Source organism: Pseudomonas sp. ASL3 (genome assembly GCF_056680425.1).
This window is the reverse complement of sequence record NZ_CM155281.1, coordinates 5,287,868-5,313,373: the sequence shown is the minus strand read 5'-3', so window position 1 is coordinate 5,313,373 and position 25,506 is coordinate 5,287,868. Positions and strand designations below refer to the sequence as shown.

General features: G+C 56.2%; 19 protein-coding genes, 1 tRNA gene and 3 pseudogenes. 15 read left to right on the top strand and 8 right to left on the bottom strand.

All coding sequences use genetic code 11. The annotated features are described in order from the left end of the window. The first annotated feature begins 46 nt into the window (after positions 1–46). Both desA and AC1MEE_RS24335 read left to right on the top strand, forming a co-directional pair. Positions 47–1,231: a delta-9 fatty acid desaturase DesA gene (desA, locus tag AC1MEE_RS24340; protein WP_480412059.1), complete on the top strand. Its 1,185-nt coding sequence runs from the start codon at positions 47–49 to the stop codon at positions 1,229–1,231. A 137-nt stretch (positions 1,232–1,368) separates the two neighbouring features. Next, positions 1,369–2,355 (top strand): GGDEF domain-containing protein, encoded by a 987-nt coding sequence (locus AC1MEE_RS24335; protein WP_480412058.1) that lies wholly within the window; start codon positions 1,369–1,371, stop codon positions 2,353–2,355. A 53-nt stretch (positions 2,356–2,408) separates the two neighbouring features. Here the strand turns inward: AC1MEE_RS24335 and AC1MEE_RS24330 are convergent, their stop codons facing one another. The 3 genes from AC1MEE_RS24330 to gabD all read right to left on the bottom strand — a co-directional run bounded on the left by AC1MEE_RS24330 (position 2,409) and on the right by gabD (position 6,612). After that, positions 2,409–3,617 (bottom strand): HDOD domain-containing protein, encoded by a 1,209-nt coding sequence (locus AC1MEE_RS24330; RefSeq protein WP_480412057.1) that lies wholly within the window; start codon positions 3,615–3,617, stop codon positions 2,409–2,411. 130 nt (positions 3,618–3,747) lie between these two features. Then, the gene (gabT, locus tag AC1MEE_RS24325; RefSeq protein WP_480412056.1) at positions 3,748–5,028 is read right to left on the bottom strand and encodes a 4-aminobutyrate--2-oxoglutarate transaminase; all 1,281 of its coding nucleotides are present in this window, start codon (positions 5,026–5,028) and stop codon (positions 3,748–3,750) included. A gap of 141 nt (positions 5,029–5,169) precedes the next feature. Then, positions 5,170–6,612: an NADP-dependent succinate-semialdehyde dehydrogenase gene (gene gabD, locus AC1MEE_RS24320; protein WP_480412055.1), complete on the bottom strand. Its 1,443-nt coding sequence runs from the start codon at positions 6,610–6,612 to the stop codon at positions 5,170–5,172. A 339-nt stretch (positions 6,613–6,951) separates the two neighbouring features. On the opposite strand from gabD, the gene AC1MEE_RS24315 reads away from it, so the two are divergent. From AC1MEE_RS24315 to cysC, 3 genes are all read left to right on the top strand, one after another. Continuing rightward, positions 6,952–7,028: transfer RNA gene (locus AC1MEE_RS24315), tRNA-Arg, on the top strand. A 375-nt stretch (positions 7,029–7,403) separates the two neighbouring features. Next, positions 7,404–8,099: a sulfotransferase family 2 domain-containing protein gene (locus AC1MEE_RS24310; RefSeq protein WP_480412054.1), complete on the top strand. Its 696-nt coding sequence runs from the start codon at positions 7,404–7,406 to the stop codon at positions 8,097–8,099. Then, positions 8,092–8,688 carry an adenylyl-sulfate kinase gene (gene cysC / locus AC1MEE_RS24305; RefSeq protein ID WP_480412053.1) on the top strand — a complete coding sequence of 199 codons (597 nt, stop codon included), beginning with the start codon at positions 8,092–8,094 and terminating at the stop codon, positions 8,686–8,688. Before AC1MEE_RS24310 ends, cysC begins: the two co-directional genes overlap by 8 nt. A gap of 69 nt (positions 8,689–8,757) precedes the next feature. On the opposite strand, the gene AC1MEE_RS24300 is transcribed toward cysC, so the two are convergent. Then, positions 8,758–9,714 (bottom strand): threonine dehydratase, encoded by a 957-nt coding sequence (locus AC1MEE_RS24300; protein ID WP_480412052.1) that lies wholly within the window; start codon positions 9,712–9,714, stop codon positions 8,758–8,760. A gap of 86 nt (positions 9,715–9,800) precedes the next feature. On the opposite strand from AC1MEE_RS24300, the gene AC1MEE_RS24295 reads away from it, so the two are divergent. Further along, on the top strand, positions 9,801–11,141 hold the full coding sequence (locus AC1MEE_RS24295; protein ID WP_480412051.1) for an aminotransferase-like domain-containing protein: 1,341 nt from the start codon (positions 9,801–9,803) through the stop codon (positions 11,139–11,141). A gap of 8 nt (positions 11,142–11,149) precedes the next feature. Here the strand turns inward: AC1MEE_RS24295 and AC1MEE_RS24290 are convergent. After that, positions 11,150–12,087 (bottom strand): annotated as a pseudogene (locus AC1MEE_RS24290) (LysR family transcriptional regulator). Positions 12,088–12,805: 718 nt separating this feature from the next. Here AC1MEE_RS24290 and AC1MEE_RS24285 point away from each other — a divergent pair. Continuing rightward, positions 12,806–14,140, top strand: coding sequence for an IS110 family RNA-guided transposase (locus tag AC1MEE_RS24285; RefSeq protein ID WP_480412050.1), 1,335 nt, complete (start codon positions 12,806–12,808; stop codon positions 14,138–14,140). 141 nt (positions 14,141–14,281) lie between these two features. On the opposite strand, the pseudogene AC1MEE_RS24280 reads toward AC1MEE_RS24285, so the two are convergent. After that, positions 14,282–14,431: pseudogene (locus tag AC1MEE_RS24280) on the bottom strand (ATP-grasp domain-containing protein); the annotation flags it as partial. A gap of 303 nt (positions 14,432–14,734) precedes the next feature. On the opposite strand from AC1MEE_RS24280, the gene AC1MEE_RS24275 reads away from it, so the two are divergent. The 4 genes and pseudogenes from AC1MEE_RS24275 to AC1MEE_RS24260 all read left to right on the top strand — a co-directional run bounded on the left by AC1MEE_RS24275 (position 14,735) and on the right by AC1MEE_RS24260 (position 18,880). After that, positions 14,735–15,319 carry a PAAR domain-containing protein gene (locus AC1MEE_RS24275; RefSeq protein WP_480412049.1) on the top strand — a complete coding sequence of 195 codons (585 nt, stop codon included), beginning with the start codon at positions 14,735–14,737 and terminating at the stop codon, positions 15,317–15,319. Positions 15,320–15,324: 5 nt separating this feature from the next. Beyond that, positions 15,325–16,239 (top strand): annotated as a pseudogene (locus tag AC1MEE_RS24270) (DUF6402 family protein); the annotation flags it as partial. A gap of 513 nt (positions 16,240–16,752) precedes the next feature. After that, positions 16,753–16,929 (top strand): DUF6402 family protein, encoded by a 177-nt coding sequence (locus AC1MEE_RS24265; RefSeq protein ID WP_480412048.1) that lies wholly within the window; start codon positions 16,753–16,755, stop codon positions 16,927–16,929. 1,411 nt (positions 16,930–18,340) lie between these two features. Then, complete coding sequence (locus tag AC1MEE_RS24260) at positions 18,341–18,880, top strand: BRO-N domain-containing protein (protein WP_480412047.1); 540 nt, start codon at positions 18,341–18,343, stop codon at positions 18,878–18,880. 211 nt (positions 18,881–19,091) lie between these two features. Here AC1MEE_RS24260 and AC1MEE_RS24255 read toward each other — a convergent pair whose 3' ends face one another. Further along, entirely contained in the window at positions 19,092–20,516 is a 1,425-nt protein-coding gene (locus AC1MEE_RS24255; RefSeq protein WP_480410535.1) for an IS1182 family transposase, read from the bottom strand. 223 nt (positions 20,517–20,739) lie between these two features. Next, a complete protein-coding gene (gene gshB, locus AC1MEE_RS24250; protein ID WP_480412046.1) occupies positions 20,740–21,693 on the bottom strand; it encodes a glutathione synthase in 954 nt (317 codons plus the stop codon). Between the two features lie 249 nt (positions 21,694–21,942). On the opposite strand from gshB, the gene pilG reads away from it, so the two are divergent. The 4 genes from pilG (at position 21,943) to AC1MEE_RS24230 (ending at position 25,443) form a co-directional block, all read left to right on the top strand. Then, a complete protein-coding gene (gene pilG / locus AC1MEE_RS24245; RefSeq protein ID WP_480412045.1) occupies positions 21,943–22,344 on the top strand; it encodes a twitching motility response regulator PilG in 402 nt (133 codons plus the stop codon). Between the two features lie 59 nt (positions 22,345–22,403). Beyond that, positions 22,404–22,769 carry a twitching motility response regulator PilH gene (gene pilH, locus AC1MEE_RS24240; protein WP_480412044.1) on the top strand — a complete coding sequence of 122 codons (366 nt, stop codon included), beginning with the start codon at positions 22,404–22,406 and terminating at the stop codon, positions 22,767–22,769. A 12-nt stretch (positions 22,770–22,781) separates the two neighbouring features. Then, positions 22,782–23,321, top strand: coding sequence for a chemotaxis protein CheW (locus tag AC1MEE_RS24235; RefSeq protein WP_480412043.1), 540 nt, complete (start codon positions 22,782–22,784; stop codon positions 23,319–23,321). A 79-nt stretch (positions 23,322–23,400) separates the two neighbouring features. Continuing rightward, positions 23,401–25,443 carry a methyl-accepting chemotaxis protein gene (locus AC1MEE_RS24230; RefSeq protein ID WP_480412042.1) on the top strand — a complete coding sequence of 681 codons (2,043 nt, stop codon included), beginning with the start codon at positions 23,401–23,403 and terminating at the stop codon, positions 25,441–25,443. Positions 25,444–25,506 lie beyond the last annotated feature (63 nt).

The window sequence follows — 25,506 nt, the reverse complement described above, 5'->3', positions numbered from 1 at the left end:
TTTAGTGAGCAATATTTACCGAGCTTTTTTGAGGACTACACAGTCTATGTGGAACAACGGTCTACTTGACCTATCAGTTTGGCAACTGGTGGCAGCCACCTTGTTGATGACCCATGTGACCATCATCGGTGTCACGGTTTATCTACACCGCTACTCAGCCCACCGCGCGCTGGAGCTCAACGCCGGGCTCAAACACTTTTTCCGTTTCTGGCTGTGGCTGACCACGGCCCAGAACACCCGTGAGTGGACCGCCATTCACCGCAAGCACCACGCTAAATGCGAAACCGTCGATGACCCGCACAGCCCGGTGATCAAAGGCCTGTCCACCGTTCTGCGCAAAGGCGCCGAGCTGTATCGCGCCGAAGCGGAAAATCCGGAAACGTTACGCATCTACGGCAAAAACTGCCCGGAAGACTGGATCGAACGCAATCTGTACAGCCGTTTTCCTCTTCTGGGCGTCACGCTGATGGGGGTTATCGACCTGGCGTTGTTTGGCGTGATCGGCATCACCGTCTGGGCGATCCAGATGATGTGGATTCCGTTCTGGGCCGCTGGAGTGGTCAACGGCCTGGGTCATGCCGTGGGCTATCGCAACTTCGAATGCCGTGACGCGGCGACCAATCTGGTGCCTTGGGGCATTCTGATCGGTGGCGAAGAGCTGCATAACAACCATCACACCTACCCGAACTCGGCCAAGCTGTCGGTCAAGAAATGGGAATTCGACATGGGCTGGGCCTGGATCAAGGTCTTCAGTTTCCTGCGTCTGGCCAAGGTTCAGCGCGTCGCACCCATCGCCCACCGGGTCGAAGGCAAGGGTTCGCTGGACATGGATACTGCCATGGCGATCCTCAACAATCGTTTCCAGATCATGGCGCAGTACCGCAAGTTGGTGATCGGGCCGCTGGTCAAACAAGAGCTGGCCAAAGCCGATGCGTCGGTACGTCACCAGTTCCATCGCGCCAAGCGCCTGCTTTCCCGAGAAACCAGCCTGCTCGATGACAAGCATCACCTGCACATCCAGACCATGCTCGAACACAGCCACGCGCTGAAAGTGATCTACGAGAAGCGTTTGGCGCTGCAACAGATCTGGCTCAAAACCAGCAGCAACGGTCACGACATGCTCGCCGCGATCAAGGATTGGGTCCACGAAGCCGAAGCCAGTGGCATCCAGTCCCTGCGCGATTTCGCCCATCAGCTGAAAACCTACTCGCTGCGCCCTGCGGCCACCTGACACCGTTGATCGGCGCGCCCCGTCCGGGAGCGCGCCTGCCGGAACTTCGTCCCGTACAATCGATCTCAACACCAACTCATCATTCGGTGGGTATGGTTGTGGCTGTGCGCCGCACATCTTCTTGAGATGCAGTGCCCATGGACAACTCGACTCCCCTCAACCAGCCCCTAATCGATCTGCCAGCGGCCGCGGAAACCCTGCTGGCGTTGATGCATGCCCAAGCCGAAGTCGCGCGCCTGAGCGAGCGCGAACAGCTTTTCAGTTCGCTGCTGGTCAGCGTGAATGCAGTGTTATGGGCATTCGATTGGGAAACCCGGCAAATGATCTACGTCAGCCCGGCCTATGAGCGAATTTTCGGTCGCTCGGCGGGCTTGCTGCTGGCCGACTACAACGAATGGCGCGACAGCATCTACCCGGATGACCTGGACTACGCCGAACGCAGTCTCGCGGAAGTGCTGGACAAGGGCTCCATCGAAGACCGCGAGTACCGGATCATCCGTTCCGACGGTCAGGTACGCTGGCTGAGCGACAAATGCTTTATCAGCCGTCAGGAGCGGGGGCAGCGCCTGATCGTGGTGGGCATCGCCGAAGACATCACTGAAAAGAAGCAGCTGGAAGGCGAACTTCAACGTCTCGCCACCACTGATGTCCTGACCCAAAGCAGCAACCGCCGCCACTTCTTCGAATGCGCCCAGCATGAGTTCGAACAGGCACGTTTGCAGGGCTCGCCTTTGGCGTTTCTGTTACTGGATATCGATGACTTCAAGCAGGTCAACGATACCTACGGCCATCAGGAAGGCGATCAGGTGTTGCAACGCATCGCCGAGAGCGGGCGTTCGGCCCTGCGCCGGGGTGATGTGTTCGGGCGTATTGGGGGTGAAGAGTTCGCGGCAGTCTTCCCCGGCTGTGCATCGGACATGGCCAAGCAAATTGCCGAACGTCTGCAACGGGAAATCCAGCGCCTGAATTTCCAGTGCGATGACAAGGCATTCGGCATCACCGTCAGCCAGGGCCTGACCAACCTGCGCGACGATGACCTCGGCCTGGAAATCCTCTACGCCCGCGCCGACGCCGCGATGTACCAGGCCAAACGTCAGGGCAAGAATCAGATTGTTTTAGTCTGAGTAGGGGACTGATTTATTTTTCGCGCTCTTTGAAAAATCAGTCCCCTTCTGCCCTACTTCTTGCGCAACCGCCCCAGCTCCGACGCTCCGATCTTCAATAGCCGAGCCGGTTTACTGTTGGCGAGCGCTTCAACCCCGTCATCCGGCCCCAGCAGTGCCATCTGTGCTGCCACGTTCATCGCCAAGGCTTCGCGCGAATACACGCCGCCGCTGAACTGGTAGACCGACGCAATCAACTCGCGCAACTCCAACGGCAAGCGCCAGCGGGTGCGCAGAGCCGAACCGAACCCGGCACCAAATTGCACCAGCGATTCACTCACCACCTCCTCGTCCAGCTCGCCACCGGCCAGCAGCCAGTCCTGCAAGCAACGCAACACCGTCAAATCGCCCAGGCAATGCAGTAAGCCCGCGCAGAAGCAGCGCTCCTGGTCGAGTTCCAGCAAGCGCGCCAGCGAGCGAGCGTATTCCGCCGTACGCTGCGACAATGCCCAAAAATGCTCAGCCCGGATGATCAACGCTTTGTCCGTCAGCATCGCGCTGCGCTTCATGGCCAGGCCGAGGATAAGATTGACACCCTGCGTCGGGCCCAACGCCTGCAACGCCTGCTGCAAGGTCTGCGCGGCTTTGCCTCGGTGCTGCGCTGCACTGTTGGCGGCCGCGATCAATACGGCGGTGACGTGCGGGTCAAAACGCAGCTCTTGCTCCAGCCATTTCAAATCCACTCCCGCGTCCAGGCTGTGCTTCACCACCTGCCGCACATCCACCAGCAAGGGTGCGCCTTCAGCGATTTCGCGACGATTTTCGAGGAAGTGCGACAAGCTCAAGCCCGGCGCCAGCGAGGGCGTCTCACAAGCGACTTGCTCACCCGCTTGCAGCAATAAATCCTGCAAGCGCTGGCGCAGGCCGTCCATGTTCAAGGGTTTGGTCAGATAAGCCGTGGGCGCCAGCCGCACCGCCTCACGCACGCTGGCAGCATCATTGCGGCTGCTGAGCAGAATAAACGGCACGGCCGGCTCACGGCGTTGCTGGCGCACCCAGTGCAGCAGACTCAAGCCATCAGTGCCCGGAAGCGCCCAGTCGGCGACCACCAGATCGGGTTGGTGGTGGTTCAACCAGTCCTGCGCCTGCTGCCCATCGGCACACACTTTCAGGTCCGCATCACACCGCACGCTCAGCACTAATTCGGTCAGCATATCGCGCACCCAAGGGTCAGCCTCGGCGATCAACACTCGGGGTGCAGCGGGTAAATCTACAGCGGTCATTCCGAACTCTCCGACGACGATGTATCCACCTTAGCCAATGAGACCGCCCGGAAACAGGAATAAGCGCAAATGCTTGCCACAAAAAGAAAAAAAACCCGCCGAAGCGGGTTTTTTGTCTACTTGGTCACATTTACGCGAGTTCAGCGAAGCACTCTTCGAGGATCGCCAGACCTTTATCCAGCAACTCATCAGCAGCGGTCAGCGGTACCAAAACGCGCAGCACGTTGCCGTAAGTACCGCACGACAGCAGGATCAGACCCTTGTCGCGGGCTTTGGCGACAATCTGAGCCACAGCAGCAGCGTTCGGCTTGTGCGAGTCGCCGCCTTCGAACAGCTCAAGCGCGATCATTGCGCCCAGGGCGCGTACTTCACCGATCACCGGGTACTTGGCCTGAATGGCACGCAGGCCAGTCACCAGACGCTCGCCAACCGCTTTGCAACGGTCCAGCAGGTGCTCTTCTTCGAACACTTCCATGACGGCCAGAGCCGCTGCGCAGGCAACCGGACTACCCGCGTAAGTGCCGCCCAGGCCGCCTGGAGCGATGGCATCCATGTATTCGGCTTTGCCGCAAACACCGGCCAACGGGAAACCACCGGCGATGGATTTGGCGAAAGTGGTCAGATCAGCAGAAACGCCCATCTGTTCCATGGCGAAGAAAGTACCGGTACGGCCAGCGCCCGTCTGTACTTCGTCGGCGATTAGCAGAATGCCGTGCTTGTCGCACAGGGCACGCAGACGAATCATGAAGTCTTTCGGCGCGACGTAGAAACCACCTTCGCCCTGAACTGGCTCGATGATGATTGCAGCGATGTCGCGAGGCTCGGCATCGTTCTTGAAGATGCGTTCGATGCTGGCGATGGAATCGTCAACGCTCACGCCATGCAGTGCGCATGGGTACAGCGCGCGGAAGATACCGCCTGGCATCAGGCCCATACCGGCCGAGTAAGGTACGACTTTACCGGTCAGACCCAAGGTCATCATGGTACGGCCGTGGTAAGCGCCAGTGAACGCGATCACGCCAGCACGGCCAGTGGCAGCACGGGCGATTTTTACGGCGTTTTCTACCGCTTCGGAACCAGTGGTGACCAGCAGGGTTTTCTTCTCGAAATCACCTGGCACCTTGGCGTTGATCTTTTCGCACAGCTCGACGTATGGCTCGTAAGCCAATACCTGGAAGCAGGTGTGGGTTAGCTTGGTCAGTTGTTCTTGCACGGCCGCGATGATTTTCGGGTGCAGGTGACCGGTGTTCAGTACCGCGATACCGCCAGCGAAGTCGATGAACTCACGACCTTCAACGTCGGTAACGGTAGCGTTCTTCGCCGAAGCCGCGAAGATCGGGTGGATCTGGCCTACGCCGCGCGGGACAGCAGCATTGCGGCGTAGCATCAAGGATTCGTTAGTCTTGCTCATGATTTCCTCATTCACCGCTCATCGGGCGGCGTGGTTCAAGGATTAAGCAGCCGGTTGGCAGTTGCAGCAGCATACGATGATCGACTGCTGCAACTTCCCGGCTACCAGGGTGAATTGCGTGTAACTACTGTGCTGACAGAATTAGATGCCCAGGCACAGGTATTTGATTTCCAGATAATCTTCGATGCCGTACTTGGAGCCTTCACGGCCCAGGCCCGACGCCTTGATCCCGCCAAACGGTGCGACTTCGTTGGAGATCAGGCCGGTGTTGACGCCGACCATGCCGTATTCCAGCGCTTCAGAAACACGGAACACACGGCTCAGGTCGCGAGCGTAGAAGTACGACGCCAGACCGAATTCGGTGTCGTTGGCCATCGCGATCACTTCAGCTTCATCTTTGAAGCGGAACAGTGGAGCCAGAGGGCCGAAGGTTTCTTCCTTCGAGACAGCCGCATCTTTCGATACGTTGACCAAAATAGTCGGCTCGAAGAAGTTGCCTTCAATGCTGTTACCGCCAGCCAACACGGTCGCGCCTTTGCTGATAGCGTCAGCAATGTGTTCCTTGACCTTGGCCACGGCTTTTTCGTCGATCAGCGGGCCAGTCGTGGTGCCGACTTCCAGACCGTTACCGACCTTGAGCTTGGCCACTGCGACTTTCAGTTTCTCGGCGAACACGTCATAGACCGCATCCTGCACATACAGGCGGTTCGCGCAGACGCAGGTCTGGCCGTTGTTGCGGTATTTGGAGATGATCGCGCCTTCGACTGCCTTATCCAGATCGGCGTCGTCGAACACGATGAACGGCGCGTTGCCGCCCAACTCCAGGGATACTTTCTTGATGTCCTTGGCGCATTCAGCCATCAACTGGCGACCGACTTCAGTCGAGCCAGTGAAGGACAATTTACGCACGATCGGGTTGCTGGTCAGCTCGCCGCCGATGTCGCCAGCGCTGCCGGTGACAACACTGAACACGCCTTTCGGGATACCGGCACGGTGCGCCAGTTCAGCCAACGCCAACGCCGAGAACGGGGTTTGCGAAGCGGGTTTGAGGACCATGGTGCAGCCAGCAGCCAAAGCCGGGCCCGCTTTACGGGTGATCATCGCAGCCGGGAAGTTCCACGGAGTAATAGCTGCGGTCACGCCGATCGGCTGCTTGATCACGATCAGGCGCTTGTCCGGCTGGTGGCCCGGAATCACATCGCCGTAGACGCGTTTGGCTTCTTCAGCGAACCACTCGATAAAGGAAGCGGCGTAAACGATCTCGCCCTTGGCTTCAGCCAGCGGCTTGCCCTGCTCCAGAGTCATCAGGCGAGCGAGGTCGTCCTGGTTTTCAATAATCAGTTCGAACCAGCGACGCAGCTTGTTCGCACGATCCTTGGCGGTCAGTGCACGCCAGGCCGGTAGCGCCTTGTCAGCCGCTTCAATCGCGCGACGGGTTTCAACCGCGCCCATCTTCGGCACGGTCCCGAGAATCTCGTTGGTGGCCGGGTTGTTCACTTTGATCGTCTGACCGCTGTCCGAATCCAACCACACGCCATCAACGTAGGCTTGTTGGCGGAACAACTGGGTGTCTTTAAGCTGCATGTCGGCCTCCTAAACAGCACCGCGCAGGCGCGGAGCGAATTTTTTGATTGTTCAAAGGCGCCTATAAAGGCTGCCGTCAGGAATTCATTCACCGGAATAGCGCACTGATCGTAGAGCGTGCGGTTCGGCGTCCAACCAAAAGCGTTTGAAATCTCAAACGAATCCTAGGGTCTACTGGGGTAAAGGACAATAGTCTGTTCGAAAAAAAGAACGAAAATGACGAATCCGTGATTATTTTCGGATCAACGTCACCCTCACACCCTGTTACGTGCAAAATCAACAACAGCACTCACCAGCATGGACGCCCGCCGGTGAGATGAGTATCATGGCGCCCGCATTGCACCAGTAGCTCAGCTGGATAGAGTACTGCCCTCCGAAGGCAGTGGTCGTGGGTTCGAATCCCGCCTGGTGCACCAGATTTTGCTTTCAGACGGTGTGATGAGGTCTGGAAGACGCTTGATAGAGAAGCCCGCCTTGTGCGGGCTTTTTTGTTTTCAGGCATTCTCGATTGCATCACTGATGCGTCACATCAGGTACATCACTGCCAAGCAAACGAAGGGATTCGGTCTTGATCGGGCGCAGTTAATAAGACGCATTCAACTTAAACCGTTACCCTCCAAAGAAATGACTTCAGCGTCGTTACGCTCGGCTTGATATCGATGTGCTTACACTTAATTTACATTGACTCGCCCGCCCACCCCTTATGTAAATAGTGTGCAAACATTGTTAGCTTGTTGGCCCTTGCCTGTACCCTAAGCAACTAATTATTAAAAAGTTACAGGTCGCCGCTTATGACCCGCTTATTTTGGAAGTTGATTCCAAAGATGCAGCGAGAACTGCTGCTTGAACGACTGTCCGTGGTTGATCGGGGCGTCGCAGACAAGACGATGTCAGGCAGAATCAGGTTCCCGGAAGCCTTTGATGAGTTCGAATGTATCTTCATCCACGTCCCCAAGTGCGCGGGGAGTAGCGTTGCCACGTCGCTTTTTGGTGATAACCCCACCGGCCATATGCCCCTGTACTGGTACGAGAAACAATTCAACGAGCGTTACACTCACTATTTCAAATTTGGCTTTGTACGTGATCCGTTACAACGGGCATTGTCCGCGTACAACTTCTTATTGCAGAACACCCAGAAGCGAGATAGAGCAGCCTGCAAACTGGTCAATTCGTTTTCTAGCTTTGATGCGTTCATCGATGGCTGGCTGTATCCGGAAAACATTACAAAACAAATGCATTTCGCGCCGCAATACCACTTCTTGCAAAATTCAATGGGGCACATTGATGTCGACTTCATTGGGCGTCAAGAAAGCCTGGCCCCGGACTTCCTGACCTTGTGCAAACACTTGAACGTCAAAGCCGAATTGCAGCATCTCAATCGCTCTCCGCAACCGAGCGACGAGACCCGCAACATCTGCTCTGCCGCATCCCGGCGCAGGGTGCGCGAGGTCTATGCCCGTGACTACGAGCTGTTCGCTTATGACTGAGTATCGGCCGAACATCGTTGCACATGCGCTGGCGGTGGACCAGGCATTGCGCGCAGGGATGAAGCAACAGCGTGCCTGCTGCATCTGGTTTACCGGACTGTCAGGTGCGGGCAAATCCACGCTTGGCAATCAATTGGATCAAGCCCTGCAGGCCAAGGGCATGCACAGCTACCTGCTCGATGGAGATCGACTGCGTCAAGGGCTCTGCCAGGACTTGGGCATGAGTGATGCCGACCGTCATGAGAACGTCAGGCGAATTGCCGAGGTCGCCAAGTTAATGGTCGATGCGGGCCTGATTGTTATCGTCTCGGCGATTTCGCCGTTTCGTGCTGATCGGGATGCCAGCCGGCAAGGCTTCGCTGCCGATGGGTTCATCGAAGTGCACGTCAGCACACCGCTTTCGGAATGTATCCGGCGTGATGCAAAAGGCTTGTATCGAGCGGTTCAGGAAGGCCGCATCGCCAATTTCACGGGGATCGACAGTCCTTATGAAGCACCGCTGGATCCTGAGTTTGTGATTGATACCAGTTCGGGTGGGAGTGGCGAATTTATTGAGCGGCTAGTTTGGCAGTTGGATCAGGGCGTGTAGACATAAAGCAGTCATGATAGGGATGGATTTATTTTCGATAAATAAATCCACCCCCTTCTGCTCGCTAACTCACAACCCCCCAAGCACCCGCCCATAAACCTCCCGATCAATATTCGCCCCACTCAAAATCACCGCCACTTTCTCCCCAAGCTGCCGATCCCGCTCTTTGATCAGCGCAGCGAGCCCGGCAGCTCCAGCGCCCTCAGCAGTGTTATGCGTGTCCTCATGAAAGATACGGATCGCGCTGGCTATTTCGTCGTCGCTCACCCGTACGATTCGCGCTGCGCCTTGGCGAATGATTTCGAAGGCTTCTGGCAGTGGCATGCGGCAGGCCATGCCGTCGGCGAAGGTGTTGGCGGTTTCGGTGGTGATGATTTGCCCTTGCTCGAAGCTCTGGGCAAAGGCGTCGGCGTGCTGTGATACGACACCGACGATGTCTGTTTTCAATCCCAGCAGGTCGCGGGTCTGGATCAGGCCGCAGATGCCGGAGCCCATGCCGATGGGGACGTAGACGGTTTTGAGATCCTGCACGGCTTCCAGCAGTTCCAGGGCATAGGTCGCGACGCCAAGAATCAGGTCGGGGTGAAACGCCGGAACGCTTTCGTAGCCATGCATTTCAGCCTGACGTGCGGCTTCGGTACGCGCCTCGTCGAAGTCCTGACCGTACTCGATCAGTTGCGCACCCATTGCCCGCATCGCGGCATTTTTTTCCTGCGAATTGCCAATGGGTACGACGATGATGATCGGCAACCCCGCGTTGCGTGCCGCCGTCGCCAGGCTCTGTCCGTGATTGCCTCGGGTGGCGGTCACCAGCCCGGCCGCGTCCGGCTTGCGCTTGAGCAAACCCTGAACGTACAGCAGACCGCCGCGAACCTTGAAGGCGCCGGTCGGTGCATGGTTCTCATGTTTGACCCACACCTCGCAACCCAGGCGTTCAGCCAGGCGTGGCCAGGCATATTGCGGGGTAGCGGGAATCAATGGACGAATGGTTTGTGCGGCTTGGCGCAACGACGTCAGGTCAAACATAAGACACCAGAGGTGGGTGGGTTTGACCTGATCTTAGGGGCAGAGCATTGTATGGGTTAATCCTTATATTGCATGAGCAACAATAAATGTGGACGCCGACTCTCAGTGACACCGCCCAGCCAAAATACCTGGCCTTGGTCGAAGCGATCACCCAAGCAATCGAAAGCGGTGAGCTGAAAGTCGGCGAGCGACTGCCTCCGCAACGACGCCTGGCCTGGAACCTGGGCCTGAACCCGAGTACGACAATGCAGGCCTATCGGGAAGCGGCGCGCCGGCATTTGGTCTCGGGTGAAGTGGGACGGGGAACCTATGTGTTGGCCGGGAGCAAAGAAGCGACGCTGTTCCGGCTCAAGCAGCCGGACGAGCGCCCGGCACTGATCGATCTTTCCACCAATGTGCCGGTGACCGATGAGGACAGTCAGGACGAAGTCTTCGCGCTCACCCGGCTGATCGATGGCGGACATGCGCAGCGGCTGCAACGCTATCTCAGCGCAGAAGATCTGGCATTCGGACGGGCTCAGGGCGCCGCCTGGCTACAGGCTCGAGGCCTGAACGTCGCTGCGGAACACATCATGCTCTGCAACGGCGCCCAGCAGGGGGTGTTCACGGCGCTATTGTCGCTGTGTCAGCCCGGCGAGCCGGTGTTGGTGGAAGCCTTCACCGCGCCGGGTATCAAAGCAGCGTGTCGGCAATTGCGTTTGCCATTGCATGGCGTTGCACTTGATTGTTACGGCATCGTCCCGGACGAACTCGACCGGATGGCTCGAGCCACCAGCGCAAAAATCGTCGTGCTCACGCCGATCCTGCAAAATCCGACGTCGACGATCATGTCGCCCCAGCGGCAGCTCGAGATTGCCGAAGTCGCAAAACAGCACGACCTGTTGATCATCGAAGACGACGTCTATGGCGCGCTGACCTCTACACCGCCGCTGACCAGACTCCTGGGCAAGCGCGGCCTGCTGGTGACAAGCCTGTCGAAAACGGTCGCACCCGGCTTGCGGGTCGGCTGGATCACCGCCGATCCGTCCGTACTCGAACTGATCGACCCCCACGCCCAAGCGACTCATTGGGGGATCTCACCCTTGTGCCTGTCCATCGCCAGCCAATGGATAAACGACGGAACCGCACGACGTCGATTGGCCTGGCAAACCGAAGAAACCACCCAACGCTGGCGTCTGGCAAAGAAGATCCTCGGCCCGGCGTTGTATCAATCGGAAAGCCCTTCGCCCCATATCTGGGTCACTGGCACGCTGCCCTCGATGGCACTGGCCCAAGCCTGCCGTGCGGCGCAAGTCGACGTGGTGCCTGCGGAGGTTTTCGCGGTCAAGGAGCACGATACCCACGCCATTCGCATCAGCTTGTGCGCGGCCAGTAATCGAACGCAGTTGAAGATTGCGTTGCAGCGGGTTGCGCAGATCATCGAATAACCAGGGATTCAATAAACCGTATGCATCTTCAAATCCCCTTCATGCGCAGCCAAAAACACCGGCAATGACTCGCGCAAGTACTCGACCCAGGTTTTTATCTTCGCATCCAGAAACTGCCGTGACGGGTAGAGGGCGTAGAGGTTGATTGCTTGCAATCGATGGTGCGGCAGGACACGCACCAGCGTGCCGTTGCGCAGACCTTCGATGGCTGACGAGACGGGTTGAACCCCGATCCCCATGCCAGCCTGAATCGCCACTGTCATCGCGTCGGCGGTGTTTACGTGAAACGGGAACCTCGAAAGGGTCACTATTTCCTGGCCGTTCGGACCGTCGAATACCAGCCTTTCCTGGGGCATTGCCGCATTGACGATGCGCAGGCAATCATGGTCAGTCAACTCGGCGGGAGAGCCGGGCTGACCATGCTTCGCGACATAGCCAGGCGACGCGCAAAGAATGTTGTAGGTGATACCGAGTCGCTGCGAAATGAACCCGGAGTCTGGAAGGTCGCTGGCAATGAGAATGGACACGTCGTAACCCTCCTCCAGCAATCGGGTAGTCGATTGGACAGGGTCAAGTCGAACGTCACCTCGGGGTGAGTTTCGCGATAACGCGCGATGGCATCGATGACGTAATGGGTGCCGATGCCGGACATGGCATGCACTTTCAAATTACCCGCCGGTTTGGCATGGGCAACGCTGGCTTCCGCTTCAGCCTCGAGGATGTCTTCGAGAATGCGCTCACAACGCACCAGATAACGCTTACCGGCCTCGGTCAGGGCGATACGACGCGTGGTTCGGTTCAGCAGACGCGTGTGGAGATGGGCTTCCAATTGGGAAACGGCCTTGGAGATATTGGCCGTGGTCTTATCCATGAGCTCAGCTGCCGCCGTAAAGCTTCCCGTTTGGACAACCAGGCTAAAGGCGCGCATGTTTTGGAACGTGTCCATGGCAGATCCGCAGGGCAATAACTGAAAAATGCTACCTGATACGACAGGGCTTCACACTCAGACCTAAGCCCTATTCCTTGGGAAAAAAGAGCATGCACTCACGACGATGGGCAGCCTGGCTTTAAACAGACACAGAAGCATTTTCCGCATCAAGCGCTGCTTTGACTGAAGGCCGCACTGTCGCGCAGCAAACTCGGTGTTGGGTTCACCCTGAACCTGTGGGAGGCCTCGCCGCGTCTTCGACGCCGCGCTGTCGCGTAGCAAACACGGTCCCGTTTCTGCCCGGAGGGCGTAGGAGCTGACTTGTCTGCGAAAAGGGCCGAAGGACCTTCCGACGATGGTGGATTCACCATTTTTGCCAGCGCTTCGCACTGGATCGCAGACAAGTCAGCTCCTACAGGGGGTCAGCGTTAGGCTGAAAATTGCATAAAAATTATGCTTTATTTTCAATGGTTTACAGGTTGTTTGATGGGAGGCCTCGCCGCGTCTTCGACGCCGCGCTGTCGCGCAGCAAACTGGGGCACGTCGTAGAATCGAAGCGCGCGCGGGGACCAAGACCGTAGCCATCACTGGTGTGTACGCACCCGCATGGGAGAGTGGTCCGCACGGTATCGGCGTGGAGTCGTTGTCGGCACAGCAAGCTGTGACCACGTATGAGAGAGTGAATCCATTCGCCACCGTGCTCCCCGCGCGCCCCTCAATCCTGCGAGGAATTGTCATGGCGCGCAAGAACCAGCAGAAACGTTTTGAAGTGGTTCACCCTCATTGTGCGGGTATCGATATTGGCAGTCGCGAGCATTGGGTGGGGGTCAACCCCGACCAGAGCGACACCCCTGTCCGCTCGTTTAAAACGTTCACCGACGAGTTGCTCGCATTAGCCGATTGGCTCGAAGCGTTGAAGATCAATGTCGTGGCCATGGAGGCAACCGGGGTCTACTGGATACCGCTGTTTGAAATCCTCGATGCACGGGGCTTCGAGGTGTATTTGGTGAACTCCCGCGCCACCCGCCAGACCTCCGGGCGCAAATCCGATGTGCTGGACTGCCAGTGGATTTGGCAGCTCATGACCCACGGCTTGCTCAGAGGCGCCTTTCGGCCCGCCGACGACATTTGCTCGATGCGCTCTCTGGTTCGCCAGCGCGCAATGAAAGTTCGCGATCAGGCCAAGAGCGTCAATCGCATGCAGAAAGCCTTGACCCAGATGAACATCCAGCTAGCCACTGTCATCAGTGACATCACCGGCCTGACGGGCAAGAAAATCCTCAACGCGATCATCGGCGGCGAGCGTGATCCGTACGTATTGGCCGGTTTTCGAAACGGTCACATCAAGGCCGATCATGAAACCATTGCCCGCAGCCTGCGCGGTAACTGGCGAACCGAGCATCTGCATGCCCTGGCTCAGGAAATGGCGACGCATGATTTTCTGGAACAGCAAATTGCCGAATGCGATCAGGCCATCGCTCACGCCATTGATCGACTGCCGGTATTGAACGATGAACCTCTGCCGCCGGCCAAGGCACTGCGCAGCCCGCACCGCTCGTCAGCCGAGCAAGCCCGTTTGCACCGTGCGCTGGGAAAAATAATGGGCGTTGATTTGACCGCTATTCCCACCATCGGCGTCGAAACCGCTTTGGCACTGGCGAGCGAAATCGGGCCTGATTTATCGCGATTTCCCACACAACAACACTTCTGTTCCTGGCTCGGCCTGGCACCTGCGACCCGGATATCCGGCGGCAGGCAGCTGCCTGGTAGTCCGCCAAAGGTCTCGAATCGAGCCGCGCAGGCCTTGAAGCAGGCCGCGTCCAACGCGCGCAACGACAAGAGCTTCATCGGCGCCAGCCATCGAGCCCGGTTGGCGCGCATGGATACCGCGTGCGCCATCAAAGCCACCGCGCATCAACTGGCCCGCCTGATCTACGTCATGTTGACCAAAGGCCAACCCTACGTGGAGCGAGGTATGGAAGCCTATGAAGCCGAGAGTCGACACCGTCAACTGCGTGCCCTGGAACGCAAGGCACACAAGCTTGGGATGCAGTTAGTTATGGCCAAATAAAAGGCATAAAAAACAATGCGTTATTTTTTGTTTGATGAGAGCAGGCTTGCCTGCGAAGGGGCAGCACATCCAACATCTTCAGTGCCTGACCCATGGCTTTCGCAGGCAAGCCTGCTCCCACAGGGGAATGCAATCTGCCTGTTACTTCGCCTTCAACTTCTGCTCAATCACGTCCATCAACATTCCGCCGATGTTGGTGCCGTAGGCGTTGTCGATTTCGCGGATGCAGGTCGGGCTGGTGACGTTGATTTCGGTCAGATGCTCGCCGATGACGTCGAGGTTGATCCACAGTTACTTTTTTGTCCACTGTAATGACGCCCTAAAAGTTGAGTTTTCGATGTGTGGGCTCGGCCTCGTTGTAAGACTTTGGAGTTGTTGTTGTAGGTCTCTTCTTGAAGTGCGGAAATCACCGAAAAAACCATAGTGCCGTGATTTAATTATTGTGTTCGGTGTGGTATTTCTTTGGTGGGTTTTGCAAGCTTAGTCGGTAAATGTTTGTCTGATGTTTAAATATTTGAACATTCAGTTCTTGGGGGGTTATCTGCTGTTTGAAGTTAATTGCTCTTACTGAAGCCTTATTGAAAGAGTTGTAATATGTTGAAATTGGCAATTGTAGTCGGGGACACCACGGATCACGGCGGCACCGTGATGACCGGAGCCGATGCGAGTTTTATTGAAGATTTCCAAATGGTTCACGTAGGGGATGACGTCATCTGCCCATTGCATGGCCATACAACCGTCATTACCGGACTGATCAATGGGTTTATGCTCAACGGCAGATTTCAGGCCGCTGACGGGGATCTCACTTCGTGCAGGGCTCATTTGGTTTCGATAAAACAGGGTAGCTGTTTCATCGAAGTACCAGATGACGCTACTGCGCGGAATTCAACGAGCACGGTTGAGCAGGCGAAAACAGCTGGAGTTTCAATTGCTTCTGGGAGTGCTCCCGCACAAAAAAGCGATTCAACCAGTAGTTCTGCTGCCGTTTGTGACGAGCGCTTCAAGCTTGTAGACAGTCGGATGGAGGTATGTGACAGGCTCAATTATGCATTACTCCATGACAACACCTACGTAGCTCGGGCTGCCGTCGACAGCCAAGGGCGTAGCCGAACTCACGGTACTGATTCCCCCGTCAACCTACATTTTGCTTTCCAAGCCCCTTCGCCAGCCAAGGAATAACGGCCATGTCTTTAAACGACTTTAAACAAACCAACGCCTTGGGCGACGATGTTTATTACGTGCTGCCGCAAGGTAAGTCTCAAACCTACGCTCCCACGGGCACACCACCTAAGGTCGTGGTCGTGGAACCTTTGGCACTGTCAAGGCTGCCAGGAGCCATGCGTAATATGGGTTGGGACACAGCTGCCGCGTTGATGCAGCGCTGGTTTGATAGTCCGGGATGGGAAATGCCTGAACAGTGGAAAAAAGAGCAAACAGAACTCGGCCCAACAGGTTTATTATCTGCAAACGTCAATGAGAGTATCGTAAAGATGGCTTGGGCAATGAAGTTCGAACGTTGTCGAGATGCTGTGGCGTTAGCTCAGTCAAGACTAACCAGTAATGCCGGAGTAGGTCAGTTGGCAATAAGGTTGAAACGTGCAGGTTGGAACGGTGAAGGGGAATTTTGTTTAGGTAGTTACGGCATGTCAGCCAGAGAAATGGATTCCATCTCCCAAGTGAACATTGCGCCGCTTGGGAAGGAGCTGGATACGCTTGATGATATGTATGGCGCTTTAGGGAAGGCAATGGTCAAGGTGGGCGTTGTAGGAACGGCCTCTACTAAAAAAAACTTATTCACGAGGGCGGTCAAGAAAGTATTCCATGTGCAGTATGTTGGCTTGTATATTCGGGATTATTACGATTTCAACGGGTCGCAGTATTTGGGTACATGGACTGAAAATCGGGTGTTGACCAAGGCTGAAACTGTGCTGACCCTGACGCCTGATGAAAATTGGATTGTCCATTTACAGCAAGAACCTTTCGCCGCGGTCACCAATGGAGATTTTCGTAAGTTTAGAGAGAAGAAAGGTATGGGCGGAGATTTTATTATTTACTCGGACATCCTCTGGAGAAAAGTGGACCAGGTGATTGATTTGGGGGGGGCAGGTTTGAAATTTGACTTAGCACGCATGGTTTGGCTTATCGTCTGTGTGGCTATCTTAGGTGGCTTATGGTCTGCTTCACAGTGGTGGGAAAAAGCTTGGGCGAGTAAAGTTGGAATATCCACAATCAGTCCTAATGGGTGCTATCGCCTTGAAGAATATAAGCCATTTTGGGTGTTGCCTCACTTTTTACATTCCAGAGTGCTGCCTGATACTTCTGCTGAGCGCGAGTGGTTCCCTTGGTGGCAGATACCAGGATTTTATCGGCTCTATGATCAGCGTGACGAAAAGCTCTTGGGGGAAAGTAATATTTTCGATTTGGTTTTTAGCGGGGGCGGTGGCTTGTACTGGGGTGACCCCCATGACCAGGCTGTCTATGTCGGGATGATTTATACAGGGCCTAATGTGCAGGATTGTATAGGTGATCAACCTATTGAGCATTCAAAGTATTATCAATCGGGTGAGTTGGATTGAATCGCTTCGTAATAGGAGACAGAAACACTGCTCTCGATGACGCCCGATGAGAACTGGATTGTTCATTTGCAAAGCGGACCCTTCGCGGCTGTTACGAATGCGGGTTTCGCTGCCTATCGAAATAGTAAGAATAAAAGTGGGGATTTTATTATTTATTCAGACGTGCTATGGAAACAGAATGATCAGGTAATCGATTTGGGTGAGTGGGCTTGAAACTAGTATCGAGAACAGCGGCGCTTTTTATCGCAGGCAGTGCGATAGTAATCGGTTGGTGGGCCGCTTCCGAGTGGTGGGAGAAAAAGTTTGCGGCACCCACGGGCTCTTCAGAGGTGAGCTCGGATGGTTGTTATCAAGTTTCTGGGTTTAAGCCGTTTTGGATTTTACCCCAACTATTCCACTCTCGACCTCACCCAGACTATACGGTGGCGCGTGAATGGTTTCCCTGGTGGGAGTATCCAGGGTTCTATCGCCTTTACGATCAACGCGCAGGGAAGGTCATTGCGCAAAGTGAGGTGTATGACCTCGCTTCGGCGGGTGGGAGAGTTCGCTGGAAGTATAACGACTCTTCGGGCATTGAGATAGGGATTGCTTATATAGATGTAAGCAGGCCCCGATGCTCGGATTGAGATTTATAGGTGGTCAGCCTGATGGATTTTTGAAACCATAGTTGCCCGAGTAACTGAATTTGAATTTCGTACATTCTAAAATTTTTTGTTTCGTAGTTTGCTTCACTGGATCGGGTGGCTTATGGTGGGCGTCACAATGGTGGGAAAGAGGGTTGGCGATGAAGTCGGGTGAGCCAATCATTAGTCCGAATGGTTGTTATCGGATCGAAACCTTCAAACCTTTCTGGGTCCTACCTAATTTCTTGCATCCTTGGACTCACCCCGATAATACAGAAAGGCCAACGCTATTTTTTAGATGGGAGTACCCAGGGTTTGATCGTTTATATGATAATCGCGACGATAAGTTAATAGGTGAGAGTGTAATTTACGACCTTGCTTTCACTGCTGGAGGAAGCGCGGGGGTTAGTTGGGGGCGTGAGGGAAATCCTGAGGTGAGTATAGGGATGATCTCTATTGGTCCTAATGTTCCGGATTGCATCGGAGATCAGCCCGACAAGCTTTGATGCACAAGAAACCGGCAAGGACGACGTGGAGCATCGGTCGATATTCTCAATCAAGTACTCGTCTGGCAATACTATATGTCTCCGACTCCGGTATAAGTGGAAGAAACTTCCCACAAGCTTTGTCGAAATTAAAGGAGTCTGTTCAAGTCAGAGTAGGTGGCGTCTCTGATGAGCTCTTCGCAGGCAAGCCTGCTCCCACAGTTGCGCGAGTTACATATGAATACTTGCAGCGCTTTTAACCGCGCATTAGGCTCTGCGCCGTCGCTGCAAATCAACGACCGGATTTGACGATCCGAATCCCAAAGCGCAACAGCGCTCCACAACCGGCTTCAGGCAAACTATCGTTGCTTGAGGCGCGCGTTATGGCGGCTGTGCGTCGGAGACCTTCGGGTCTGCCGGTTTCTTTGGGGCCGGTTCGTCAACCTTCGCACAGCTGCCACCCTGATTCGTTTGACGACGTTTGGTGGCGGTTCCACATCCCAAGGAGCTTTACCGATGCGCACTCTAGAACCGTCCGATAGGCAACCGCTGGCCGGCTGCTTCGAACCCACACTGTTCATCCGTCACCACCGCATGCTGCGGGCACTGATGATCGAGTCGCAGGCATGGTTTTGTCTGTCGGATTTAGGGCGTTTGATGGGCAGGCCGTTGGATGAACGCTCGACCTACAAACTGGACCTCGATCAGCGGCGCGCAGCCTGGTTGCTGGCTAACGGCGAGTGGACCAAGAATTTGATGGTCAGTGAGTCAGGTGTGTTTGCGTTGTTGGTTCATCACTATGTCCCGGAGAACCGCGCGCTGCGCCATTGGTTGACCCATGAGGTGCTGCCTGCTCTGCGTGACAGTCGCCAGGAGCATCAGCCCGGTGTGAGCCAGATGAAGTGGTTGGGCAGGTCGTTGGGTTTGCTGCATTGGCAGAGTGAGCCGTGGATCAGGTTGCGGGATATGCCGGAGGTGATGGTACAGTCTTGGCCGATGGCGGGGCCGTCGTCGAGGCCGTGGTGGCGGAGGATGCTGGGGAGTTTCAGCGCCTGACACGCTGCCTTCGCAGGCAAGCCTGCTCCCAAACAGGCTGTGTGAAAACCTGACGATCATGTTTCAAACCAACGCCCCGACTTGTCGGGGCGTTGGTTTTTGGCCTTTGATCCCGAAATCATCGCTGTTCGTTTTCACGTCGCCGGGACAAAGCGTTTTGAGCGCTCCATGGCCAGTCCTGGGACGTTTGTCAGGCGCAAAAAAAGGCTGCTTAGCCCATCTTCGCCATCATTTCACGCGCACCCAGCACATTGATCGCCCTTTTAAAGTTATAGGCAAGCACCGCCAGCGACATCTCTATTCGCGCGCCTTTCAGTTGGCGTAGCAAGAACCGTCCATTGCCCATGATCCATTGCTTGAGGTTGCCGAAGGGGTGTTCAACGATGGACCTTCGTTCAACCATCTTCTCCGGATGCGCCTGCATGCGCTGCTCCATTCGCTCAAAAGCGGCCTCATGCGCATGCCGCGTTACTTTCCGGCGGGAGGTCTTGGTGCACTGACTTTTCAGCGGGCAGTGGGCGCAGTCACTGGGCAGTGCGTGGTAAATACGCGTGCCGCGATTCAGTTGCGTCAGCGTCAGTAGCTTGCCATTCGGGCACCGGTACTGATCGTCCAGGGCCTCATACGTAAACTGGGTGCGGTCAAAGAATTTTACGTCCCCGCCCCGCGTGTTGATCGTTCGATTCAGCGGCACATACGCCGTGATACCCGCGTCTTCACAGGCCTGGAATTGTTTGCCGTGGGAATATCCGGCATCGGCCACTACCGTCAGCTCTGACTGTTGCAGTACTTCTTTAGCCGCTTTGGCCATGGGTTCAAGCTGTTTGCGGTCATCGCCGTCCTGAGTCACTTCGTGGTGCAGGATCAAGCCGTTCTCGGCATCCACCGCCGTCTGCACGTTGTACGCCACGGCCATGCCTTGCGGCGCCCGCATCATCCGCGCCTCGCTTTCGGTGCTGATGAACTGCTCGACTTCCAGCGCCTTCATCACCTGCTGACGGGTCAGGTTGTTGTCTCGTTTGTTGCTCAGACGGGCCAAAGCGGCTTTGACTTTCTGCTTATCCACAGGCTGATCGGCGTCGTCTTTGTCCGCCCGATCAAGCTCCGCCAGGTACTGGGTAATCTTCTTGTTCAGTATTTCCTCATCGCGCTTAAGGTGCTTGAGGCTCATATGACGGCGCTTGGAGGCCACGGCTTTGAATTTGCTGCCGTCGATAGCAACCAGCTTGCCGGCGATTAGCCCCACTTCACGGCAAAAAAGAATGAAGAGTCGGCAGATGGCGGCGAATGCGGCACCGTTGTCTCTGCGGAAATCGGCGATGGTTTTGAAGTCAGGTGCGAGCTGATTGAGCAGCCACATGACTTCGATGTTGCGCAGGCATTCGGCTTCGAGGCGGCGTGACGAACGGATGCTGAGGAAATAGCCGTAGAGATAAAGTTTGAGCAGGTCTGCCGGATCATAGGGCGGGCGCCCGTTGCCCTTGAGGACAGCCTTGTCGAATCCCAGCTCCCGCAGATTGAGCTGGGTGACATAGGCATCAATGACTCTGACCAAGTGGTCTACCGGAATGGATTCTTCCAGCGACACCGGAAAAAGACTGCTCTGATCGCGCGCTATGCCTTGGATGTATGCCACAAAAATGCCCCCAATCTTCCGATGAAGGCATTTTCTTAGACCGTTGCAAGAATTGCCAGGTTTTCACACAGTCTGCAAAGGGACTGATTTTATTTTTCGCGCTCTTTGAAAAATCAATCTGTCCCTGGCCTCATTAAAACCGGGGACGGATTAATTTTCGATGAAGCGCTGAAAACAAATCAGTCCCCTACACCCGATATCGACCGAGCCCTATGCTTGCGAGTTACTTCGCCTTCAACTTCTGCTCAATGGCATCCATCAACAGCGCAGCGATGTTGGTGCCGTACGCGTTGTCGATTTCGCGGATGCAGGTTGGGCTGGTGACGTTGATTTCCGTCAGGTGTTCGCCGATCACATCGAGGCCCACGAACAGCAGGCCTTTTTCACGCAGTGTCGGGCCAACCTGTGCCGCGATCCAGCGGTCGTGCTCGGTCAGCGGACGGGCTTCGCCACGACCACCGGCGGCGAGGTTGCCACGGGTTTCGCCCGCGGCCGGGATGCGCGCCAGGCAGTAAGGCACAGGTTCGCCGTCGATCATCAGGATGCGTTTGTCGCCGTCTTTGATTGCTGGCAGATAGCCTTGCGCCATGATTTTCTGGGCGCCGTTGGCGGTGAGGGTTTCGAGAATTACCGACAGGTTCGGATCGCCTGCCCGGTGGCGGAAGATTGAAGTGCCGCCCATACCGTCCAGCGGTTTGAGAATCACATCGCCGTGCAGTTCGGTGAATTCACGCAGGATGTCCGAGCGACGACTGACCAGGGTCGGTGGCGTACACTGTGGGAACAGCGTGGCGAATAGCTTCTCGTTGCAGTCGCGCAGGCTCTGCGGACGGTTGACCACCAGCACCCCGGCGCGCTCGGCCTGTTCCAGCAGGTAGGTGGCGTAAACGAATTCCATGTCGAACGGCGGATCCTTGCGCATCAGGATCACGTCCAGGTCATCCAGGCCGCTGTCGATTTCGGCTTCCAGTTCGAACCAATGCGCAGGGTCGGCGAAGACTTTCAACGGCTTCATCCGGGCGCGTGCTTGGCCGGCGTTCTGGTACAAGTCTTGCTGTTCCATGTAGAACAGCGACCAACCGCGATCCTGGGCGGCAAGGAGCATGGCCAGCGAGCTGTCCTTTTTATAGGAGATGCGCTCGATGGGGTCCATGACAATTCCTAGGCGAACGCTCATGGGCAATATCCTCTGGTTGGTAACGGCCGCAATGGCCTGAAAATAGGCGTCAGGGTGGCGCTGTGCATGCTCGGGGTCAAGGGGGAAGCACTCTATGCCGGGCTTTATGGATTGCGTCTGGAGAGTGTGCTAAAAAGGCTCGGCACTTGACCTTAGGCCCCGGTAATTCGGGGCTTGGCGGCACATAATGACTCTATGGCGCCAGGTACAATGCAGCACATGATTCGCCGCGGCGATGGTAGAGCAAACATGGAACAGCATTCCACAGCTTTGAAAGTGATGGTTATCGACGATTCGAAGACGATTCGCCGTACCGCAGAGACGCTGTTGAAGAGCGTCGGTTGCGAAGTCATCACGGCGATAGACGGGTTCGATGCGTTGGCAAAAATCGCCGATAACCACCCGCGAATCATTTTCGTCGACATCATGATGCCGCGTCTGGATGGCTATCAGACCTGTGCGCTGATCAAGAACAACCGGGCTTTCAAGTCAACGCCGGTGATCATGCTGTCCTCCAAGGATGGCCTGTTCGACAAGGCCAAGGGCCGGATCGTTGGCTCCGACCAGTTTCTGACCAAGCCGTTTAGCAAGGAAGAACTACTGAACGCGATCAAGGCCCATGTGCCGGAGTTCGTTGCAGTAGAACAATAAGTATCTTGATGCCCGGTGACCCTGGCGGGTCGACGGCATCCATTGCATAGGGGAACACTATGGCTCGAGTTCTGATCGTCGATGATTCGCCGACTGAGATGTACAAGTTGACCGGCATGCTGGAAAAGCACGGCCATCAAGTCTTGAAAGCCGAAAACGGTGCTGACGGCGTCGCCCTGGCCCGCCAGGAAAAGCCCGATGCGGTGCTGATGGATATCGTGATGCCCGGCCTCAATGGTTTTCAGGCGACGCGCCAGTTGACCAAAGACTCTGAAACCGCGTCGATCCCGGTGATCATCATCACCACCAAAGATCAGGAAACCGACAAAGTCTGGGGCACGCGCCAGGGCGCGCGCGACTACCTGACCAAACCGGTAGACGAAGAAACCCTGATAAAAACCTTGAACTCGGTATTGGCCAACTGACGGTCCGTAGTCGTGGCTGAGTCGCAAACCGCCTTCCAGTTGCTGCTTGAAATCGATCAGCGTTGTCGTTCGCTTGCGGCCGGTCTGCCGTTGCAGGAGACCCGTCAGCAAGACTGGAGTGGTATCGGTTTTCGCATGGGCGAGCAGTGTTATGTGGCGCCCATGGGGGAAATCGGTGAAATCCTGCACGAGCCGCGATACGCCATGCTGCCGGGGGTAAAACCCTGGGTCAAGGGTGTCGCGAATCTGCGGGGAAGGTTGCTGCCGATCATGGATCTGTGTGCGTTTTTCGGCCATGAGCTCTCGCCCTTGCGCAAGCAACGGCGGGTGTTGGTGGTTGAGCATCAGGACCTGTTCGCCGGGTTGATGGTCGATGAGGTGCTGGGAATGCAGCATTTCAATCAACGCAGTCTCATGCCTGAGCCGCTGGTGGCATTCGATGCAGGCATCGCCCCGTACATTCAGGGGCAATTCTTGCGTGAACAGGCCTGGTTGGTATTCAGTCCACGCTCGCTGGTGCAATCGCCGGGCTTTATGGATGTAGCGCTTTAACGTTTTTCGGTGGGGCCCGACGGGCCTTTTTTTATTTCAGGGATGAAAAACGCAGTTGGTCCAGGCGGAGGCCTGATTAATGAGCAAGACAGGTAGGTCATTGGAGGGGGCGCGCAGTCGGTCGCAGATCGTTGTGCTGTTTGTCGCCCTGATCATTTTCATCATGTTGCTGTTCGTTAACTTCGCCTATCTCAACACCCAGTCGAACTACGATAAGCAGTACATCGGCCACGCGGGTGAGCTGCGCGTGTTGTCTCAGCGGATCGCCAAAAACGCCGCTGAAGCCGCCTCGGGCAAAGCGCCTGCGTTCAAGCTGTTGGCCGATGCGCGCAACGATTTCGAGCGGCGTTGGGGCGTCCTGAAGAAAGGCGACAAGGCCACCGGGCTGCCGTCTGCGCCACCCGTAGTGAACGATGAAATGCAGGCGGTGCAAAACGACTGGGAGACGCTGCGCAGGAGTACCGACGTGATTATCGCCAGCGAGCAAACCGTCCTGTCCCTGCATCAAGTGGCCGCGACCCTCGCTGAAACTATTCCGCAGTTGCAGGTCGAGTACGAAAAAGTCGTCGACAGCCTGTTGCAGAATCACGCGCCGGCCACTCAGGTCGCGGTCGCCCAGCGTCAGTCGTTGTTAGCTGAGCGGATTCTCGGTTCGGTCAATACCGTGCTGTCCGGGGATGACACCGCCGTGCAGGCCGCCGATGCATTCGGTCGAGATGCCAGCCTGTTTGGCCGGGTACTCAACGGCATGCTCGAAGGCAACGCGACGATGAAAATCACTCAGGTCCAGGACCATGACTCCCGCGTGCGCCTGGCCGACATTGCCGAACTGTTCCAGTTCGTATCCGGCTCCGTGGATGAAATCCTCCAAACCTCGCCCGAGCTGTTTCAGGTGCGTGAATCGGCCAGCAACATCTTCATCACCTCGCAAACCCTGCTCGATGAAGCATCGGTGTTGGCCAATGGATTCGAACACCTGGCCAAGGGACGTTCGATGCACAGCATCGGCGGCTACGTGCTCGGTCTGCTGGCGGTGATGTCGATCATCCTGATCGGCATCGTGATGGTCCGCGAGACCAACCGGCAATTGCGTGAAACCGCTGAGAAGAACGAGCGCAATCAGACCGCGATCATGCGTTTGCTCGATGAAATCGAAAATCTCGCCGACGGTGATCTTCGGGTCGCCGCTTCCGTGACCGAAGAGTTCACCGGGGCGATTGCCGATTCCATCAACTACTCCATCGACCAGTTGCGCGATCTGGTGGCTACAATCAACCTGACGGCCGAACAAGTCGCCTCTGCGGTCGAGGACACCCAGACCACGGCCATGCAGCTGGCGGCCGCGTCCGAGCATCAGGCGTTGCAAATTGCCGCAGCCTCGACCGCGATCAACAACATGGCGGTTTCCATCGATCAGGTTTCGGCCAATGCGTCTGAGTCTTCGGCGGTCGCCGAGCGCTCGGTGACCATCGCCAACAAAGGCAACGAGGTGGTGCACAACACCATCAACGGCATGGATAACATTCGTGAGCAGATTCAGGACACCTCCAAGCGGATCAAACGCTTGGGCGAGTCGTCTCAGGAGATTGGCGACATTGTCAGCTTGATCGATGACATTGCCGATCAAACCAATATTCTGGCACTGAACGCGGCGATTCAGGCGTCCATGGCCGGTGATGCCGGGCGCGGGTTCGCCGTGGTGGCCGATGAGGTGCAACGGCTGGCCGAGCGCTCGTCGTCGGCGACCAAGCAGATTGAAACCCTGGTTCGGGCGATTCAGAACGATACCAACGAGGCGGTCATCTCCATGGAGCAAACCACCAGTGAAGTGGTGCGCGGCGCCCGACTGGCGCAGGATGCCGGAGTGGCACTGGAGGAAATCGAAGGCGTTTCGAAAACCCTTGCGGCGCTGATCCAGAGCATCACCAACGCCGCGCAGCAGCAGGCTTCATCAGCGGGTCAAATTTCCCGGACCATGACCGTGATTCAGCAGACCACCACGCAAACCACGTCCGGGACTGCGGCCACTGCGGAAAGCATTGGCAACCTGGCGAAAATGGCCAGCGAGATGCGTCGCTCGGTTTCTGGTTTTACGTTGCCACTGTCGCAAGACCTTGGCTGAAAACCTGGGCTATAACCACATGGGTAATGAACCGCTTTTTTTAATGAAAAGCATAGGTAACGA